Genomic DNA, 16,322 nt, shown 5'->3' with positions numbered 1-16,322 from the left:
TTTATTGTGTTAATTTTACAAAGTTAGTTTAAATGTTATAGTGTGACAAATTTATTTTTTTCATTGATTATGTTAAAATGCGGAAAACAGTTGCATTGTATTTTTAAAACACTTTTCTTTGCAAACAAAATTCATAGGAAAATGAACAATTCATTATTAAACGGATATTGGTGGCGCTACTTACAACTCTCAAAGTCGTAAGGAAGAGCATCATGCGTTTATAGTGAATCAGAAATATAAAAAGCCTGTCGCAATCCTGCGACAGGCTTTTTTCATAATAGAGCCGGTTCTCATAGTGAAATGAATGGGGAGACGAATAAGTCCCATTATACGATCACCGACCGGATAGTAGTTTGGAAAATAATTAAACAATTTGATATATGCAAAATTATGCAATTGACGAAAAGGGGTATTACGGTGAGTTCGGCGGAGCGTACATCCCCGAGATCCTGCACAAATGTGTAACCGATTTGAAAGAGTCGTACCTCCGCATTATGGAAAGCGAACGTTTCCGGCAGGATTATGCACAGTTGCTCCGCGATTATGTAGGACGTCCCTCTCCGCTATACCATTCGAAACAACTTTCCGGGCGGTATGGCTGCAAAATATATCTGAAGCGGGAAGATCTCAACCATACAGGAGCGCACAAGATTAACAATACGGTCGGACAGATATTGATTGCCCGTGAGATGGGCAAAACACGTATTATCGCCGAGACCGGTGCCGGACAACATGGAGTGGCTACCGCCACTGTCTGCGCACTGATGCAGATGCCCTGCACTGTCTACATGGGGAAGACCGATGTAGGACGTCAGCAAGTGAATGTAAAGAAGATGGAAATGCTGGGGGCGACAGTCGTACCGGTAACTTCGGGCAACATGACGCTCAAAGATGCGACCAATGAGGCGATACGCGACTGGTGTACCCATCCGGGTGATACGCATTACATCATCGGTTCCACTATAGGCCCGCATCCTTATCCCGATATGGTGGCCCGGTTACAGTCAATCATCAGTCGCGAAATAAAAGAACAACTTGCCCGGGAAGAGGGACGCGATTATCCCGATTATCTCTTTGCCTGTGTAGGAGGGGGAAGCAATGCGGCAGGAACTATCTATCATTATCTCAATGACGAGAGGGTACGTATTGTGCTGGCGGAAGCAGGTGGAAGGGGAGTTGACAGCGGCGAATCGGCAGCGACCATTCATCTGGGAAGTGCCGGTGTCCTTCATGGTTGCAGGACACTTCTGATGCAGACCGAAGACGGACAGATTACTGAACCTTATTCAATCTCTGCCGGACTGGATTATCCCGGTATCGGGCCTATACATGCCCATCTTGCATCGACAGGGCGTGCACAGGTGTTGGCCATCAACGACGATGAAGCACTCCAGGCTGCTTTTGATCTTACCCGCAACGAAGGGATCATCCCTGCGTTGGAATCAGCCCATGCCCTGGCGGCACTTGAAAAGGTTACATTCTCTTCCGGCGATATTGTGGTGTTGACACTTTCGGGAAGGGGAGAAAAGGATCTGGAGACTTATTTTAAGTACTGAAGTTGGAAGTTAGAAGTGTTTTTAATTACCAATTACTAATTATTAATTACCAATGGATCGGTATGAGGCATATCCTAAATCAAAAGTCTTGTGTCTTGATTCTTGGCTCTTATGTCTAAAAAATTTATGAAATTAAAATTCCAAACCAATAGTAAGAAGATAATGGGTGACCTGCATACGCCGGTCAGTATTTACCTCAAAGTAAGAGATGCTTACCCCCAGTCGGCGCTTCTGGAGAGTTCTGATTTTCACGCCAATGAGAACAGCGTATCCTATATCGCATTGAAGCCAATCGCACGGGTAGAGGTGAACAGAGGGATATGTACATTCCTGTCTCCGGACGATAAAGAGGAGCAAAAATCGCTGTCAGACGATTTTACCATCTCTGATGCGCTAAGCAATTTTATTTACCGCTTTGAGGTAGCGGGCGACAATAAAGAGCAGTGCGGACTGTTCGGTTATACTACATTCAATTGCGTGAAATATACCGAGAATATCCCTGTCCGTGAAAGTAAAGAGGCAAGGAATGATGCCCCTGATATGCTTTATATCCTCTATAAGTACCTGTTGGTATTCAACCATTTTACCGATGAAATTACCCTGATAGAATTATTGGAAGAAGGGGAAATAAGCAACCTCTTCAAGGTGGAGTCGCTGATCAATCAGCGCAATTTTGCTACCTACAACTTCTTTACAGAAGGAGCGGAGCGGAGTACTATTACCGACGAGGAATACAAGCAGTATGTACGCAGCGGAGTAGAGCATTGCCTTCGCGGTGATATTTTCCAGATAGTACTTTCAAGGAGATTCATACAACCTTTTTCAGGTGACGACTTCAAGGTATACCGGGCACTGCGTTCCATCAATCCTTCGCCCTATCTCTTCTATTTTGATTTCGGCGGATTCCGTATCTTCGGATCATCGCCCGAGACACATTGCAAGATCCGCGGATCACGTATCAGTATCGACCCGATTGCGGGAACTACAAAGCGGACCGGCAATTATCAGGAAGATATGAAATCGGTGGATTTTCTGTTGAATGACCCGAAAGAAAATGCCGAACATGTGATGCTCGTCGATCTGGCGCGTAACGATCTGAGTAGGAATGCCTACGATGTGCAGGTCGATTTTTTCAAGGAACCACAATTCTATTCGCATGTAATACACTTAGTATCACGCGTGAGTGGTCAGCTTAACGAGGATGCTGATCCTATCAAAGCCTTTTTTGATACTTTTCCGGCCGGAACACTCTCGGGAGCGCCCAAGATACGTGCCATGCAGCTTATCTCCGGGATTGAGTCGCACAACCGTGGCGCTTACGGTGGATGTATCGGTTTCGTCGGACTGAATGGTGATCTGAACCAGGCTATCACTATCCGTACTTTTGTAAGCAGAAACAACGAGTTATGGTATCAGGCCGGTGCGGGTGTTGTTTCACAAAGTAGTGACGAATATGAGTTACGCGAAGTGAATAGTAAGCTGGGAGCACTGAAAAAAGCCATCGATATGGCGGTCACATTGTATAACGCCTAAACTTTTTTGCAATGAGTAAGATACTTATTCTCGATAACTACGATTCGTTCACCTACAACCTGCTCCATGCAGTAAAATCATTAGGTTATAATGATGTGGATGTGGTGCGTAACGACAAGATCGATCTTTCATCGGTAGCACAGTATGACAAGATTATCCTTTCCCCTGGCCCCGGTATCCCTGAAGAGGCGGGTTTGTTACTGCCATTGATTGAACAATATGCCGAAACGAAGAGCATATTAGGTGTATGTCTCGGCCATCAGGCTATCGGAGTGGTTTTCGGCGCTACATTGGAAAATATTCCGTTTGTCTTTCATGGTGTACAGACAAGGGCAAAGATCACCGGAAATGATTATCTCTTTCACGGCTTGCCGGAGGAGATCCTTGTGGGACGCTATCACTCATGGATCGTATCGGGAGAGAATTTTCCTCCAGAATTAGAGATCACCGCATTGGATGAGGCGGGCAGTATTATGGCGATGAAGCATAAGCGGCTTGATTTGCATGGTGTGCAGTTCCATCCCGAATCGATACTCACCCCGGAAGGGATTCACATTATAAGGAATTTTATTGGAAGCTGAGATGTTTTTTTAATTACAAACTACAAATAAATCGATATTAGACCGTTGAATTGTTGAATTCTCAAATCCCAAATCCGACATTCCAAATCTCAAACAGTCTTTATTCTAAAAAAATGAAAGAAATATTATATAAACTATTCGATTACCACTACCTCTCGCGCGAAGAGGCCAAAGAGGTGTTGTTCTCTATTGTAAAAGGTGATGTGGCTGACACCCAGATCGCTTCGCTTATCACCTCTTTCCTGATGCGGAATATCTCGGTGGATGAAATACTGGGCTTCCGTGATGCACTGCTCGATATGCGGGTGGGAGTAGATTTGTCTGATTACGGGGCACTCGACATCGTCGGAACGGGAGGAGATGGGAAGAACACTTTCAATATCTCTACAGCCGCCTGTTTTGTGGTTGCCGGTGCAGGGTACAATGTGGTGAAACATGGTAATTACGGTGCGACTTCTATCAGTGGGGCCAGTAATGTGATCGAGCAACAGGGTGTGAAATTCGCTACTGATAGTGAAAAGTTGCGTGAAAGCCTCGATAATTGCCATATAGCTTATCTGCATGCTCCGCTGTTCAGTCCGGCACTAAAAGCAGTCGCCCCTGTAAGGAAAAGCCTGGGAGTACGTACCTTCTTCAATGTATTGGGACCATTGGTAAATCCCGTGCAACCCGAATTCCAGATGCTGGGGGTCTATAACCTGGGTATGTCACGGTTATACGGCTATATCTATCAGGAGGAAAAGAAGAAATTCTGTATCGTACACAGTATGGACGGTTATGATGAGATATCTCTTACAAGTCAGTTCAAGGTGATTACCAATAAAGGTGAACAACTTTATATTCCCGAGGAACTCGGTTATCGGCGGGTTGCGCAGGAAGAATTGTATGGTGGCAATACGCTTGAAGAGGCTTCGCAGATATTCCGGAATGTGTTGCATGCCAGTGCTACCGATGCGCAGATGAATGCGGTACTGATCAATGCTGCTTTTGGTATTCAGACGATTGAACAGGATAAACCGATCGGAGAGTGTCTTGAGATTGCCAGAGATTCATTGTATGGAAAAAAGGCGTTGAAAGCGTTGGAGAAGTTTGTAAAACTGAACAGATGACTGGAAGATGGTGAAAACTGGGGAAATGACAATTGACAATTGACAATTGGTAATTTAATTGGCACATTGGCATATTATTCACGTTGGCATATTAAATTATGAAAGATATATTAAGTGAAATTATTGCTCACAAAAAAGAAGAAGTTGCGGAGCAAAAAGAAAGACTGCCCCTTTCTGAATTGGAAAAAGAGTTGGCGAGGAGTAGTATCCCATTTTACTCGTTAAAAGCAGCTTTGGAAAACTCAAAGTCAGGGATTATTGCTGAGTTCAAACGACGTTCACCAAGTAAAGGATGGCTGTTTCAAACAGCTGATGTGAACGAAGTGGCAAAGGCATATGCATCGGCAGGCGCTTCAGCGCTGTCGGTACTGACGGATGAGAAATATTTTGGCGGAACAATGGACGACCTGCGACAAGCCACCGGGGGTGTGGAGATACCGGTGATGCGGAAAGAGTTTATTGTGGATGAATACCAGTTGTTCGAGGCTAAACTTTCCGGAGCGAGTGCAGTACTGCTGATTGCTGCGGCTATTACACGGGAAGAATGTAGACGATTTACGGAACTGGCGAATCAACTGCAACTGGAAGTGCTTTTGGAACTGCATGATGAGGGGGAAGTCGACCATATCGGGCCGCTCAACAGACTTGTCGGTATCAACAACCGTAACCTGGGAAGTTTTGTGACCGATTTGCAGAAGTCGTTCAGGATGGCTGATCTTTTGCCCAGGGAGGCAGTATGGATTTCGGAAAGCGGTATATCGGATACGCGGATTGTGAGGGAATTACGGGAGACAGGTTATCGGGGATTCCTGATCGGGGAGTATTTTATGAAAAGCGGTAATCCCGGGCAAAGTCTGAAGGAGTTTATCGAACAAGTTATTCGGCAGGACCAATGAGGCGAATATGACAAACAACGTTCAACGGAGTGAAACGTAGTTAAATATGCTAATCCCGATAAATCGGGAAGTAATGACTAATGTGATGATTTGGCTAGTTAGTAATTGGTAATTGGTAATTAGTAATTAGTAATTGAATAACAATATGATAATCAAAGTATGCGGCATGCGAGAGGAAGCGAACGTGCGTGAGGTGGAACAGTTGGGTGCGGATTGGATGGGATTTATTTTCTATCCGAAATCGCCGCGCTATGTGGGGAAGACGTTGGCCTACCTGCCGGAGAGCGTAAAAAAGGTCGGTATCTTTGTGAATGAAGATACTGATCGGCTCCTTACGTTGGCTGAAAAAAACAGATTGGATATCCTTCAATTACATGGGGACGAGTCTCCCGAGCTTTGCAAAGCGCTCCAAGAAAAAGATTTTCTCGTTATCAAGGCATTTGGTATCACCACGGAGAAACCTTTCCCTTCTGAATTGACGGAACGGTATGAAGACTGTTGTGACTATTTCCTTTTTGATACGCATACGGATCTTTATGGCGGTTCAGGAAGAAAATTTGGATGGGAGATCATTTCGGATTACCAGGGAGGGACGCCTTTTCTGTTAAGCGGAGGTATTTCGCCGGAAGATGTGGAGGAAGTAAAACGATTCTCACATCCGAAATGTGTTGGTATTGATCTGAACAGCGGATTTGAAACCTCGCCTGCCGTCAAAAATACACAGTTATTACAGAAATTTATAAGTGCATTTCGTTAGTTGATAGGATAATAATTCACTGAGTAATAAAGCCGGAAACATACTTCTTTTAAGTTTGGTGGGCTGTGAAGGGATAAAGCGAAGTCAATGCTTTTTAGGAGTTACAAAGAAAAAGATAAAATCAAATAGAAAATCAGATAATGAACAGAATAGATCGATTGTTTGAAGAAAAAAAGAGCGGTATCCTGTCGGTTTACTTTACGGCCGGATATCCTCAATTCGATGATACCGTAAAGGTGATCAAAGCGCTGGAAAAACAAGGTGTGGATTTGATAGAGATCGGTGTACCGTTCAGTGATCCCATGGCCGACGGGCCGGTGATCCAGGCATCCGGAGCCCGGGCATTGGAAAACGGCATGAGTGTGAAACGTCTTTTCGGACAGCTGGCCGGGATTCGTGAAAAGGTGTCGATCCCGCTGGTACTGATGGGATATCTGAACCCGATCATCCAGTTCGGATTCGATAATTATTGTGCGGAAGCGGTGAAGTGCGGCATTGACGGACTCATCATTCCCGACCTGCCGTTCGCCGAATATATGGATACCTTTAAGCCTGTAGCCGAAAAATATGGATTGCATATCATTATGCTGATCACACCAGAAACATCGGAAGAGCGGATCAGGTTGATCGATGAACATACCTCCGGATTTATTTATATGGTCTCTACCGCTTCTGTGACCGGAGCTAAGAATAGTTTTGGTGACGAAAACCTGGCTTATTTCCGTCGGGTGAATGCAATGAAACTGAAAAACCCCCGTCTTATCGGTTTTGGTATTTCTAATAAAGATACGTTTGATGCCGCTTGTCGGGAAGCTTCGGGAGCGATCATCGGAAGTAAATTTATTTCATTGCTGGGCAGTGAAAAGACGATTGGTGGGGCAGTGAAGAAATTGGTGGAAGCTATCCGTTGAGGAAATTCGTTTATATTTAAATTAGGCTCTTGTGTGATTTTGCAATTATACTCCTTTCAATTACCTTTGTAAGCCGTTTGTTCCAAAAGAGGAATCGGCAATCTCTCTATGCTTTTCCAATCACATGTTGGTGAACTGGCCTCATTGCTGACAGCAATCTGCTGGACGCTGAGCGCCATCTTTTTTGAGAAAGCCGGCCGACGCGTAGGTTCTATGTCGGTGAATATTCTTCGTCTTTTCCTGGGGATTCTCTTCCTGGGAATTACTACCTTGTTTACCCGTGGCATGTTTTTCCCAAAGGATGCCACGCTTTATAACTGGGTGTGGCTCGGTATTTCGGGAATAATCGGTTTTTTCCTCGGTGACCTTTTCCTTTTTAAATCCTATACTATCATCGGCTCCCGTACCTCCCAGCTTGTGATGAGCCTCGCACCCATGATTACAGCGGCTATCGGATGGTTTTTTCTGGATGAGATCCTTTCAATGAAAAGTATTCTTGGGATCCTTGTAAGTGTTTCAGGAATCATGCTCGCTGTAGCAGGGAAGGGATTAAGACTGAATGTGCCGTTACATGGGTTTCTCTATGCGCTGGGTGGTGCGGCAGGACAAGCTCTGGGGTTGATACTCAGCAAAAAGGGAATGGGTGACTATGACGCTGTGGCTGCCACACAGATCCGCGCGATATTCGGTTTTTTCTCTTTCGTCCTGTTAATCACCTTTCTCAACCGTTGGAGGCGGGTATTCCGGACAGTAAACGATGGAACATCGATGAAAGCCATTACCGTGGGAACTGTTTTTGGCCCATTCATTGGTGTATCCTTGTCGCTTTATGCCGTACAACATACCGAAACCGGGATTGCTTCCACGTTAATGGCGCTGGTTCCCATCTTCATTATAGTGCCTACTGCTTTTATGTTTAAAGAAAAAATTACCGCCCGACAGGTAATCGGAGCGGTAATCAGTATCGCCGGAGCAAGCATCTTCTTTTTATAAGGAATGGTTCACTCAGGATTGTAGTGTGGAATTGGGAAGACGGATTGAAGAATACCCGGTTCAGTACCTTCCGGAAATTGTACTTTCTCCTTCTTCTAACGGCGGGATATTGATATAAGCTTTTGCCGTGGATACCGAACCGACAATCCCGATGCCATTGTGCACATTGCTGAACGTGATTCCCGGCTCGGAGATTATTTTGAGTGACTCTTTATCGCTGTCGGGATTAAAATCCCCTTCCCGGAAATAGGGATGCAGTTCCGGCGATATGGCCGTGAATATCACTTCTATTGGAGGGTTGAATATTTCTGTCTTGACAGGGACATAGATCGGATAGCCCCATATGTTATCATTCTCTTTTTCCTCATAAATGGTGTGGATATAGTAATAGTCGGTGATTGAAAAATCGAGTGTATATCCGTTGTCACGAAATAATTTATTGGAAAAAAGCGCTGAATTGTAATATTGCGTATCGTTAAGAGGAGAGTTCTCTGAAACTAGGTCTTCGAGAATGCTGTTCCGATAACCCTCTTCAAAAATCGGATCATCGTCAGTGTATATATAAAGGTATTGATCCGGCAGGTTGGGATACTCCTCGATCTTTTCAGCCATTAACCTGAGTTGAAGCCGGAAATAGCGTTTTGTTGCTGTAGGGTTGTCACTAACCGCCATTTTGATACGCATATTCCGGAAAGCACCTTCTCCTGTGTCGCCGGGATCTGCGTAGCTGTTATGGATGATATGCATGGATGTTAAAAAGGTGACTGTGTCAACACTGAGGATTTGAGCCGGAATGGGTATGGTCGTTTCTGCCCAGACAGGTTGAAGCTCTCCCGCAGAGGCTTCTATACGTATCTTATCACCTACCTTCGGGCGTATCGTAGAACGATATATACCGGTTAGTGCGGTATATCCAAAGAGCCTGTCGCGACCGTGGACAGTATCCACCCGTACCATCCGCATCGTTTCCCGTTCCACTCCATTGATGAACAGGATCATCGAGGCATTCTTCAGCAGGCTTCTGTCCAAAAGCGTGTCGGTATATAAAAAACTCTTGCTGAGGCTTATTTCTATGAGCGAGTCGGGCGAAATAATCCCGTTCATTACAATCCTGGGCTTGTAATTGGCCACATCAAGATGGATCTCTTTCTGGCATGCGGATAAAGAGAGCAATGTGGCGGTCAGTACAATCGATAAATATGTATATATTGATTTTGCCATCTCGTCAGAATTTATACGTATAGGAAAATGAGGGAATAATGGGGAAGATAGAGTAGCTCTGATAGGTGGGGTAACTCTTTTGAGGATAACCGTCTACACTGTTAGGGTCAGGAGCAAAACTCTCATCAGGCAATACCAGGAACGAGTTGTGATGCATATATGCATTATAGATGCTGAAATTCCATATCCCCATTCTGCCGTTTTTCTTGTGGCGGTAGTAATTGAAACTCAGATCGAGCCGCTGGTAGTTTGGCATCTTATAATTATTTCGCTGGTGAATATACTGTCTCTTATTTCCGTTCATATCAATATATTCTTCTATCGGGAGGGTTGTCCAGTTGCCGGTGGCGTAGATCCATGAAACATTCAGGTCGAATTTGGAATTAAACTTATGCAAAAGAACCGCATTGACCTTATGCCGGTTATCATATTTCGCCGGATATACTTTTCCCTGGTTGATCTCTCCGTTCGGGAACTGACGGTTTGCCCAGGAGAGGGTGTCGCCGATCCATCCCGATGTTTTCTCGAAACTTTTTTTTGCCATCAGCTCTAATCCGTATGATGTGCCGATACCCTGGGCGATGCGGTCTTCCCAGTTTGTGTTGCCGGCAAGTATGGTCGCGCCGTCTTTGTATTCCACCTGGTTGGTCGATTTTTTGTAGTATGTCTCTGCCGAGAGGTCAAATCCCCGGTAACGTCCGAATATCCCTGCCGAAAACTGGTGTGAAGAGAGCGGTTTCACATTTTTGGTGATAGGTACCCATAAATCGTTGGGTGAGTTTATATAACTGCTTTGCAACAAATGGACATATTGGCTCATTTTACCGTAAGATGCCTTCAGGGAGAAGTCTTCCGACAAGAGATAACGGGCTGCCAGGCGGGGTTGGGCACTCAAATAGGATTTCCCCTGTACGAAAAATCCTGACAGATGCATGCCGGCGTTTACCCTCAATCTTTCGGTTAATTCCATCTCGTCCTCTGCATAGAGGGATAGTTCCCGCACTGAGATCTGATCGTCCGCATAGGTGATGGTATCGTTCTTATTTCTGTCTCCGTCTATTTTCCGGAAAACCCGACTCTCCTCGGGGCGGAAATCATGATGCAGTAACGCTGTTCCGAACCGGATCAGGTGATTATTATTGTATGCATAATCAAAATCGAGGCGATAGCCTATATCTTCAATGCCGGACTTATATATCGGATTAAAAGAGCGATAGAAATTTTCCGATCTTTCTTGCTGATTTTCATTATCTCTGAATATATAAGTTCCTTTGCTTTCACTTAAAACTGAAATATCCGACCGATATCGGCTATATACCAGCGTGGCATTTGAGAACAGTTTGCTGTTGACGGCATAAGTCCAGTTGAGCGATGCCATACGGGTTCCCCAGCCTATATCTATGTTTGTACTTTGATCAGTATTTGTATTGTACGCGTATTGATAAGCGGGAATGTCAGGGTGGTCTGTTTCAGAGGTATAAGAAATATAACCGGAATCTCCGTACAATATATCTTTACTTCTGCTTTTACCATTAGCGAAAAGTTTGTCTTTCCCGTCATATAAACTCAGATAAATCCGGCTCCTGTCGGAGAATTTATGATTGACTTTGGCGTTGAGATCATAGAAATAGTATGCAAAATCAATCTTATCGTAATTGTCCGGGTCTTTCTTTTCATTCTTCCTGTTGATAAAATACATTGCCGGACGGGCCAGCAGGTCGAGATAGGTACGGCGGAACGAGACTGAGAACGACGTTTTATCTTTGATGATAGGCCCCTGGAAATTCAAACGGGATGAGATTAAACCGATGGAAGCCGTTCCTGAGAACTTTTTCATATCGCCATCATTCATCCTCACATCTACAACTGAGGAGAGGCGTCCTCCGTAGCGCGCGGGAAAACTGCCTTTATAGAAATCCATTGTTTTCACCGCTTCGGGATTAAAGGTGGAAAAGAGCCCCAATAGGTGATGAACGTGATAGAGGGGATTCCCGTCTACAAGGTAGAGGTTCTCATCGGCATTTCCGCCCCGTACATAAAGCCCGGCCATACCATCGGTGCCGACTGCCACACCCGGCATTTGCTGCAGTGTTTTGATGATGTCGCTTTCGCCCATAAATGCAGGTATAGCTTTCAGCATCAAGGAGTTCAGGCTTATCTTGCCTGTCTCGGCGTGTTGTGCCGGATTTTTCAGTTCCCCGTCCACCACCACTTCTTTCAGTAGTGAGGACGGTTGCAGAAAAAAATGGATTACGGTATCTTGTATAACTGTAAAGGAATAATTGTCGGAGGCATATCCCACATAACTGGGACGAAGCTCTACCTCCCCCGGTGGAACAGAGAGGCTGTAAAATCCGAAATTGTTACTGGCGGCGCCATGTCCCGAAATAAGGTCGTACACATTGGCGGCTATCAGCGATTCGTGTGATTCCCGGTCGTAGATAAACCCGCTGACGGTAATCTCTTTAGGGCGTTTTTTCAGGATAATATATTTCCCCTGTATGACAAACCGGATATTGGTCTTTCCGAAAAGTGCCTGTAGTGCTTCTTCGAGTGGTTCATCTGTGATCCGGATGGTGACCTTAGGGAAGTCTTTCAATAGGGAAGGGTTGTACGAAAAAGTGTAGCCCGACTGTTTTTCGATTTGCCGAAGCGCCTCAATAACCGGCCGGTTTTCCAGATTCAATTCTATTTTTCCCTGACTGACTGCTGCCAATGGAAAGGTGATGGTCAGCAACAGGAGAAGAATGTTTCGTCTCATTATGGTTCTATAATAGTAATATGCGTATCGAGTGTGAGATTGATAATATTGATGATTTCGATAATGCTTGCCTGGGTAAAAGAGGAACTGAATGTCAACTCCGATTCGCTCTCCGGCAATTCAATTTGTATCTTATAGAAGTGTGACAGTACCATCACCACCTCTTTCAGTCTCATATTCTCGAAAGTGAGTGATCTCGTTTTGCCATTGATTTCCATTTCGCTGTCGGTAGAAGCGATTTTGACGGTTTTGCTCCCGGCGCTGTAATGTACGGTCATGCCGGCAGTACATAGTAAAGGGATCACCGGATCATCAGGGGTGAAAAGTACCTTACCTGAAGTTACGCTGAGGCGGGTTTCATCATCATCGGCAATGACGGTAAACTCTGTTCCGAGTACTTTTATTTGTGCTGCAGGTGTAGAGATAATAAACGGTTTTGTTTCATCAGGGGCGACTTCAAACGTAATCTCTCCATACATTGAGACACGTCGTTCGGTTTTATCGAAATATTTGTCGTATTTCAATACCGACCCCTTTTGCATCACGATCTCGGTTTGGTCGGGGAGTGTGAATTCAGTGTGATCGTATCCGGCAATGAGCGTATCACCCCTTTCTGCGGTGAGATACAAAATTCCTGCCGTGATAACAACTATTGCTACTGCCGCAACACGCCACAACAAAGTCAATGACCGCCGTTCCGGGGCGATACCTAAACGCCCACCCATTTGAAGCCAGGCTTTACGGCTGTCGAACCTGCCGGGTTGATAGTGCCGGGCTACAAAACGTACGGATTCTTCTGTTTTATCGATTTCTAACCGTCGCATAACGATCTTATATTTAGAGATAAATTACCCCCGAATCTTGGTCAACAAAATTAATACTATTTTTTAATGATACTTGTCGTACAAGATTCAGGGGTGATAATAATTCTAAAACTCGTATCCCACTCTCAATCCAATTATTGAACTGTTTTTTTCAGTATACTGTTTTAAATCTACGACGGCATTTTCTTGACGAATCATATTCTTAGTCTTCACTTTCAACAAATCATACGAAATAGCAAGAAAAAGAGAACGTTGCTTTACTACATCATAGCTTATTCCTATTGACGGCGAAATGAAAAAATCAGCACTGTACTTAATTTCACCGGAGTACTGAAGGTCATTGACATCTATGCCGGCTATTCCCATATCTGTTGAGCCAAAGCCATATCCAATTTTTAAATTAAAAAATGGCTTTAAATTCGAGTTCGTATTCAATCTATATTTAGAATGAACATATACCGGATAACTCCTTTCCGGAAAAGTACTTTTGTGTTGCATAAGACCTGCTCCAATCCCCATTGAGAAATTGTCATTAACTCGATAATAAGGTGAAAGAAAAAATTGATACGCACTGGCATTGTCTTTGTTGCTTATTATTCCATATCCTGCTTCCAGTTGCAATCCTATTTTTTTGTCCTGTGCCATTATGGCGGGGGAAGAAAATAGGAATAAAACAGATAAACTTAGTAAAATTGTTTCCCTCATAATTTATTCTTCATTATTAATATATCAATAAAACATACCTTAATTTTTACTTTTGTAATTACCACCATCTGAAAAATCTATAATGCAATGGCACTATAAAAGTATATGCTCTCAAAGCATCGTAATAAATCTGGGCCTCTCCATAAACATCTTTCTGATAATAGCCTGGTGTAGTAGTTGGGGTGGATATTTCCGTGCCGTTTACTAAGAAAAATGAGTGATCATGCGAGGAATAACCGTCTATCGTTTTATTGTCGACAACCCTCAGTCCCTGAGGACCAATATGGGCATAAGTTTTTGTAAGCGCCCAATGGTTATACCACGCTCCAAGAAATCCTTTTTTCCTGAAACAGATATCAAAACCAGCTTTCGTTCTAGCATTATTATCTACAGTCACATCATCCAGAGTAACCCATATGCGCCTATTGTTCATTTGAAATGTTTTGTCTGGTAACAACTGAAATGGTGCACCAGGGAAGAAAACATCTCCTGCTCGAGTATTTGAAGGGGAACCCTCGTCTGATATAATCACGACTTCCTCTGGTGGTGTTAGACCAAGCTCTCTTAACTGTTCATAAGTAGAAATGTTTTTCATGTTGACTGTTTCTCCATCTATAATTATTTCTCCATCACTATTAAGGAATTTAGATAAAGCTGGATCGCTTACGGGAAGGTAAGCAGAATAGTCATCCCCATATTCAGGGAAATAAAGAGAAGCATATTTCTTCTTAAATTCCTCGTAGCCGCCTTCTCTATCATAGTATGACTCTGCATCTCTCATCGCATCTACAAAAATATCATAAAGCGATTTAAAACCATCAATACATAATGTCTTATTTACGTCATTATTGAAAACTTCATCACTACCCTGTCTTGTTGAAACAGATTGATAGGCTTTCAACTTAATACTAAGTCTTGCAATTCACTCTCGCTATTCAGTGTTAATGTATTATTTTTCAATTCTACACTCACACCCATAATCTCCACAAGCCCTTCATTACCGGCTTGTTCCACAATAGCTTCATCTCTATTGCAACTTGTAATAACAAATGCAAATGCTAACCCAATACAAAGGGTACTAGTTAATAAGAGATACTTTTTTGTTTTCATAATCTTAATTTTTTGTTTCCCTCATGCCTTTTTTAGTCAGGAATTCGGGTAAATAAATATTAAAGTAGTATTCTTATTATATGATGCACGAAAGCTAAAAATCCCTCACTCGAAAGTGAAGAATTTTACGCAAAAAAGAAAAGATACGCATTGAAGTCTTTGTTCCGGAGCGATTGCATGGCGCGAAATACGTGGTTCTCCACGGTTTTTACCGATAATCCGGTTTGTTCGGCAATCTCTTTGTAGCTTATTCCGTCGCGTTTTGCCATCAGGAAGATCTCGCGACGGCGCTCCGGTAGTTCGTCTATCATTTTCCAGATACGGGCTTCCATTTCGGCACGTTTCATCTGATCTTCTTCAGCAAACTGTTCGTCGGGGAGTATATCGAGTGAAGTAGTAGGCTTCGCATCACGGATACGGGTCAGGCAGTTATTTCTAACGGCTGTGTACAGATACGATTTCACTGACTGGATCGTTTCTATCTGTTCTTTTTTATCCCAGAGACTCATAAATGTTTCTTGTACCACATCCTCTGCTTCTTCAGGGTTACCCATAAAATGCAAGGCGTGCAGACAAAGCTGACGGTAATAAGTGCAGAAATATCCGGAAAACTTTTTTTCTAAAATCCGCATCGGCAATCAATAATAGAATGAATTGCAAAAGTAGTGAAAATTAAATAACATCTGAAAGCGTAATGCTCAAAATGTAGCCGCTTTTGTGACCGTTTTCGAAAATAAGGACTATCTTTGTAACAAGAAATAATTTGTAAAAAAAGAATAAAAATATGGCAACCATTATCAGCAGCAGACAATTCCGGGACAAGCAAGGCTATTATTTCGGCCTCATAGAAAAAGGAGAGCAGGTTATCCTACGCCGTAAAGGGGTGTCCTACAAACTGACACCAATTGAAAAAGACGACACATTAATGACGGAAGAGGAATTTTACGCCAAAATAGACCGTTCTATTCAACAGGCGAAAGAGGGAAAAACAAAAACAATACACAATAAAGAAGAATTACAGGCCTTTCTGCATTCGTTATGAACTATTTGATTAGCTTTACTGACGAAGCCACCTATGATATCAAGCGGTTGAAACGCAGTGAGCCAAAAGCATACAAAAAAGTGGTGAAGCTGCTTGAAGAGCTGGAGCATCATCCCTATTCCGGAACCGGGCATGTGGAAAGGATGAAACATTACGGAGAAGAAACGTGGTCACGCAGGATTTCCGATAAACATCGGTTGGTTTATCGGGTTTACGATGAAGTGGTACTGGTGCTTGTCCTTTCCGCCTACGGACATTACGGGGATAAATAAAACGAAAAGCTCAGTGCAGAGTATATTCAGGGATCACAATCTCCCATGGCT

Annotated in this window: 17 protein-coding genes; 10 read left to right on the top strand and 7 right to left on the bottom strand. The window is 43.6% G+C overall.

All coding sequences use genetic code 11. The annotated features are described in order from the left end of the window. The first annotated feature begins 380 nt into the window (after positions 1–380). The 8 genes from trpB to F597_RS0109160 all read left to right on the top strand — a co-directional run bounded on the left by trpB (position 381) and on the right by F597_RS0109160 (position 8,336). Positions 381–1,556 (top strand): tryptophan synthase subunit beta, encoded by a 1,176-nt coding sequence (gene trpB / locus F597_RS0109195; protein ID WP_019539442.1) that lies wholly within the window; start codon positions 381–383, stop codon positions 1,554–1,556. Positions 1,557–1,682: 126 nt separating this feature from the next. Further along, a complete protein-coding gene (locus F597_RS0109190) occupies positions 1,683–3,089 on the top strand; it encodes an anthranilate synthase component I family protein (protein WP_019539441.1) in 1,407 nt (468 codons plus the stop codon). Between the two features lie 11 nt (positions 3,090–3,100). Beyond that, positions 3,101–3,670, top strand: a complete 570-nt coding sequence (locus F597_RS0109185; protein ID WP_019539440.1) for an anthranilate synthase component II — start codon at positions 3,101–3,103, stop codon at positions 3,668–3,670. Positions 3,671–3,783: 113 nt separating this feature from the next. Beyond that, entirely contained in the window at positions 3,784–4,779 is a 996-nt protein-coding gene (gene trpD, locus F597_RS0109180; RefSeq protein ID WP_019539439.1) for an anthranilate phosphoribosyltransferase, read from the top strand. A 98-nt stretch (positions 4,780–4,877) separates the two neighbouring features. Then, positions 4,878–5,675, top strand: coding sequence for an indole-3-glycerol phosphate synthase TrpC (gene trpC / locus F597_RS0109175; RefSeq protein ID WP_019539438.1), 798 nt, complete (start codon positions 4,878–4,880; stop codon positions 5,673–5,675). A 145-nt stretch (positions 5,676–5,820) separates the two neighbouring features. After that, positions 5,821–6,432, top strand: coding sequence for a phosphoribosylanthranilate isomerase (locus F597_RS0109170; protein ID WP_019539437.1), 612 nt, complete (start codon positions 5,821–5,823; stop codon positions 6,430–6,432). A gap of 140 nt (positions 6,433–6,572) precedes the next feature. Next, positions 6,573–7,343 (top strand): tryptophan synthase subunit alpha, encoded by a 771-nt coding sequence (gene trpA / locus F597_RS0109165; RefSeq protein ID WP_019539436.1) that lies wholly within the window; start codon positions 6,573–6,575, stop codon positions 7,341–7,343. A gap of 108 nt (positions 7,344–7,451) precedes the next feature. Then, positions 7,452–8,336: a DMT family transporter gene (locus F597_RS0109160; RefSeq protein WP_019539435.1), complete on the top strand. Its 885-nt coding sequence runs from the start codon at positions 7,452–7,454 to the stop codon at positions 8,334–8,336. Between the two features lie 60 nt (positions 8,337–8,396). On the opposite strand, the gene F597_RS0109155 is transcribed toward F597_RS0109160, so the two are convergent. The 7 genes from F597_RS0109155 to F597_RS0109125 all read right to left on the bottom strand — a co-directional run bounded on the left by F597_RS0109155 (position 8,397) and on the right by F597_RS0109125 (position 15,589). Next, positions 8,397–9,557, bottom strand: a complete 1,161-nt coding sequence (locus F597_RS0109155) for a DUF4249 family protein (RefSeq protein ID WP_019539434.1) — start codon at positions 9,555–9,557, stop codon at positions 8,397–8,399. A gap of 4 nt (positions 9,558–9,561) precedes the next feature. Then, complete coding sequence (locus F597_RS0109150) at positions 9,562–12,318, bottom strand: TonB-dependent receptor (RefSeq protein ID WP_019539433.1); 2,757 nt, start codon at positions 12,316–12,318, stop codon at positions 9,562–9,564. Beyond that, the gene (locus F597_RS0109145) at positions 12,318–13,142 is read right to left on the bottom strand and encodes a FecR family protein (RefSeq protein WP_019539432.1); all 825 of its coding nucleotides are present in this window, start codon (positions 13,140–13,142) and stop codon (positions 12,318–12,320) included. Before F597_RS0109145 ends, F597_RS0109150 begins: the two co-directional genes overlap by 1 nt. Before the next feature lie 105 nt (positions 13,143–13,247). Beyond that, entirely contained in the window at positions 13,248–13,847 is a 600-nt protein-coding gene (locus F597_RS0109140) for an outer membrane beta-barrel protein (RefSeq protein WP_019539431.1), read from the bottom strand. A gap of 58 nt (positions 13,848–13,905) precedes the next feature. Further along, on the bottom strand, positions 13,906–14,748 hold the full coding sequence (locus F597_RS0109135) for a DUF4848 domain-containing protein (protein ID WP_019539430.1): 843 nt from the start codon (positions 14,746–14,748) through the stop codon (positions 13,906–13,908). Continuing rightward, positions 14,745–14,957, bottom strand: coding sequence for a hypothetical protein (locus F597_RS0109130; protein ID WP_019539429.1), 213 nt, complete (start codon positions 14,955–14,957; stop codon positions 14,745–14,747). The genes F597_RS0109135 and F597_RS0109130 overlap by 4 nt, the downstream gene beginning before the upstream one ends. A gap of 125 nt (positions 14,958–15,082) precedes the next feature. Continuing rightward, complete coding sequence (locus F597_RS0109125; protein WP_019539428.1) at positions 15,083–15,589, bottom strand: RNA polymerase sigma-70 factor; 507 nt, start codon at positions 15,587–15,589, stop codon at positions 15,083–15,085. Positions 15,590–15,741: 152 nt separating this feature from the next. On the opposite strand from F597_RS0109125, the gene F597_RS0109120 reads away from it, so the two are divergent. Together F597_RS0109120 and F597_RS0109115 are read left to right on the top strand one after the other, a co-directional pair. Further along, positions 15,742–15,999, top strand: a complete 258-nt coding sequence (locus tag F597_RS0109120) for a hypothetical protein (RefSeq protein WP_019539427.1) — start codon at positions 15,742–15,744, stop codon at positions 15,997–15,999. Further along, complete coding sequence (locus tag F597_RS0109115; RefSeq protein WP_019539426.1) at positions 15,996–16,271, top strand: Txe/YoeB family addiction module toxin; 276 nt, start codon at positions 15,996–15,998, stop codon at positions 16,269–16,271. The genes F597_RS0109120 and F597_RS0109115 overlap by 4 nt, the downstream gene beginning before the upstream one ends. Positions 16,272–16,322 lie beyond the last annotated feature (51 nt).

It is taken from the genome of Proteiniphilum acetatigenes DSM 18083 (genome assembly GCF_000380985.1).
In the GTDB taxonomy this organism is placed as follows: domain Bacteria; phylum Bacteroidota; class Bacteroidia; order Bacteroidales; family Dysgonomonadaceae; genus Proteiniphilum; species Proteiniphilum acetatigenes.
Note: the sequence above shows the minus strand (reverse complement) of the source record. Positions and strands in the feature narration are given on the sequence as shown.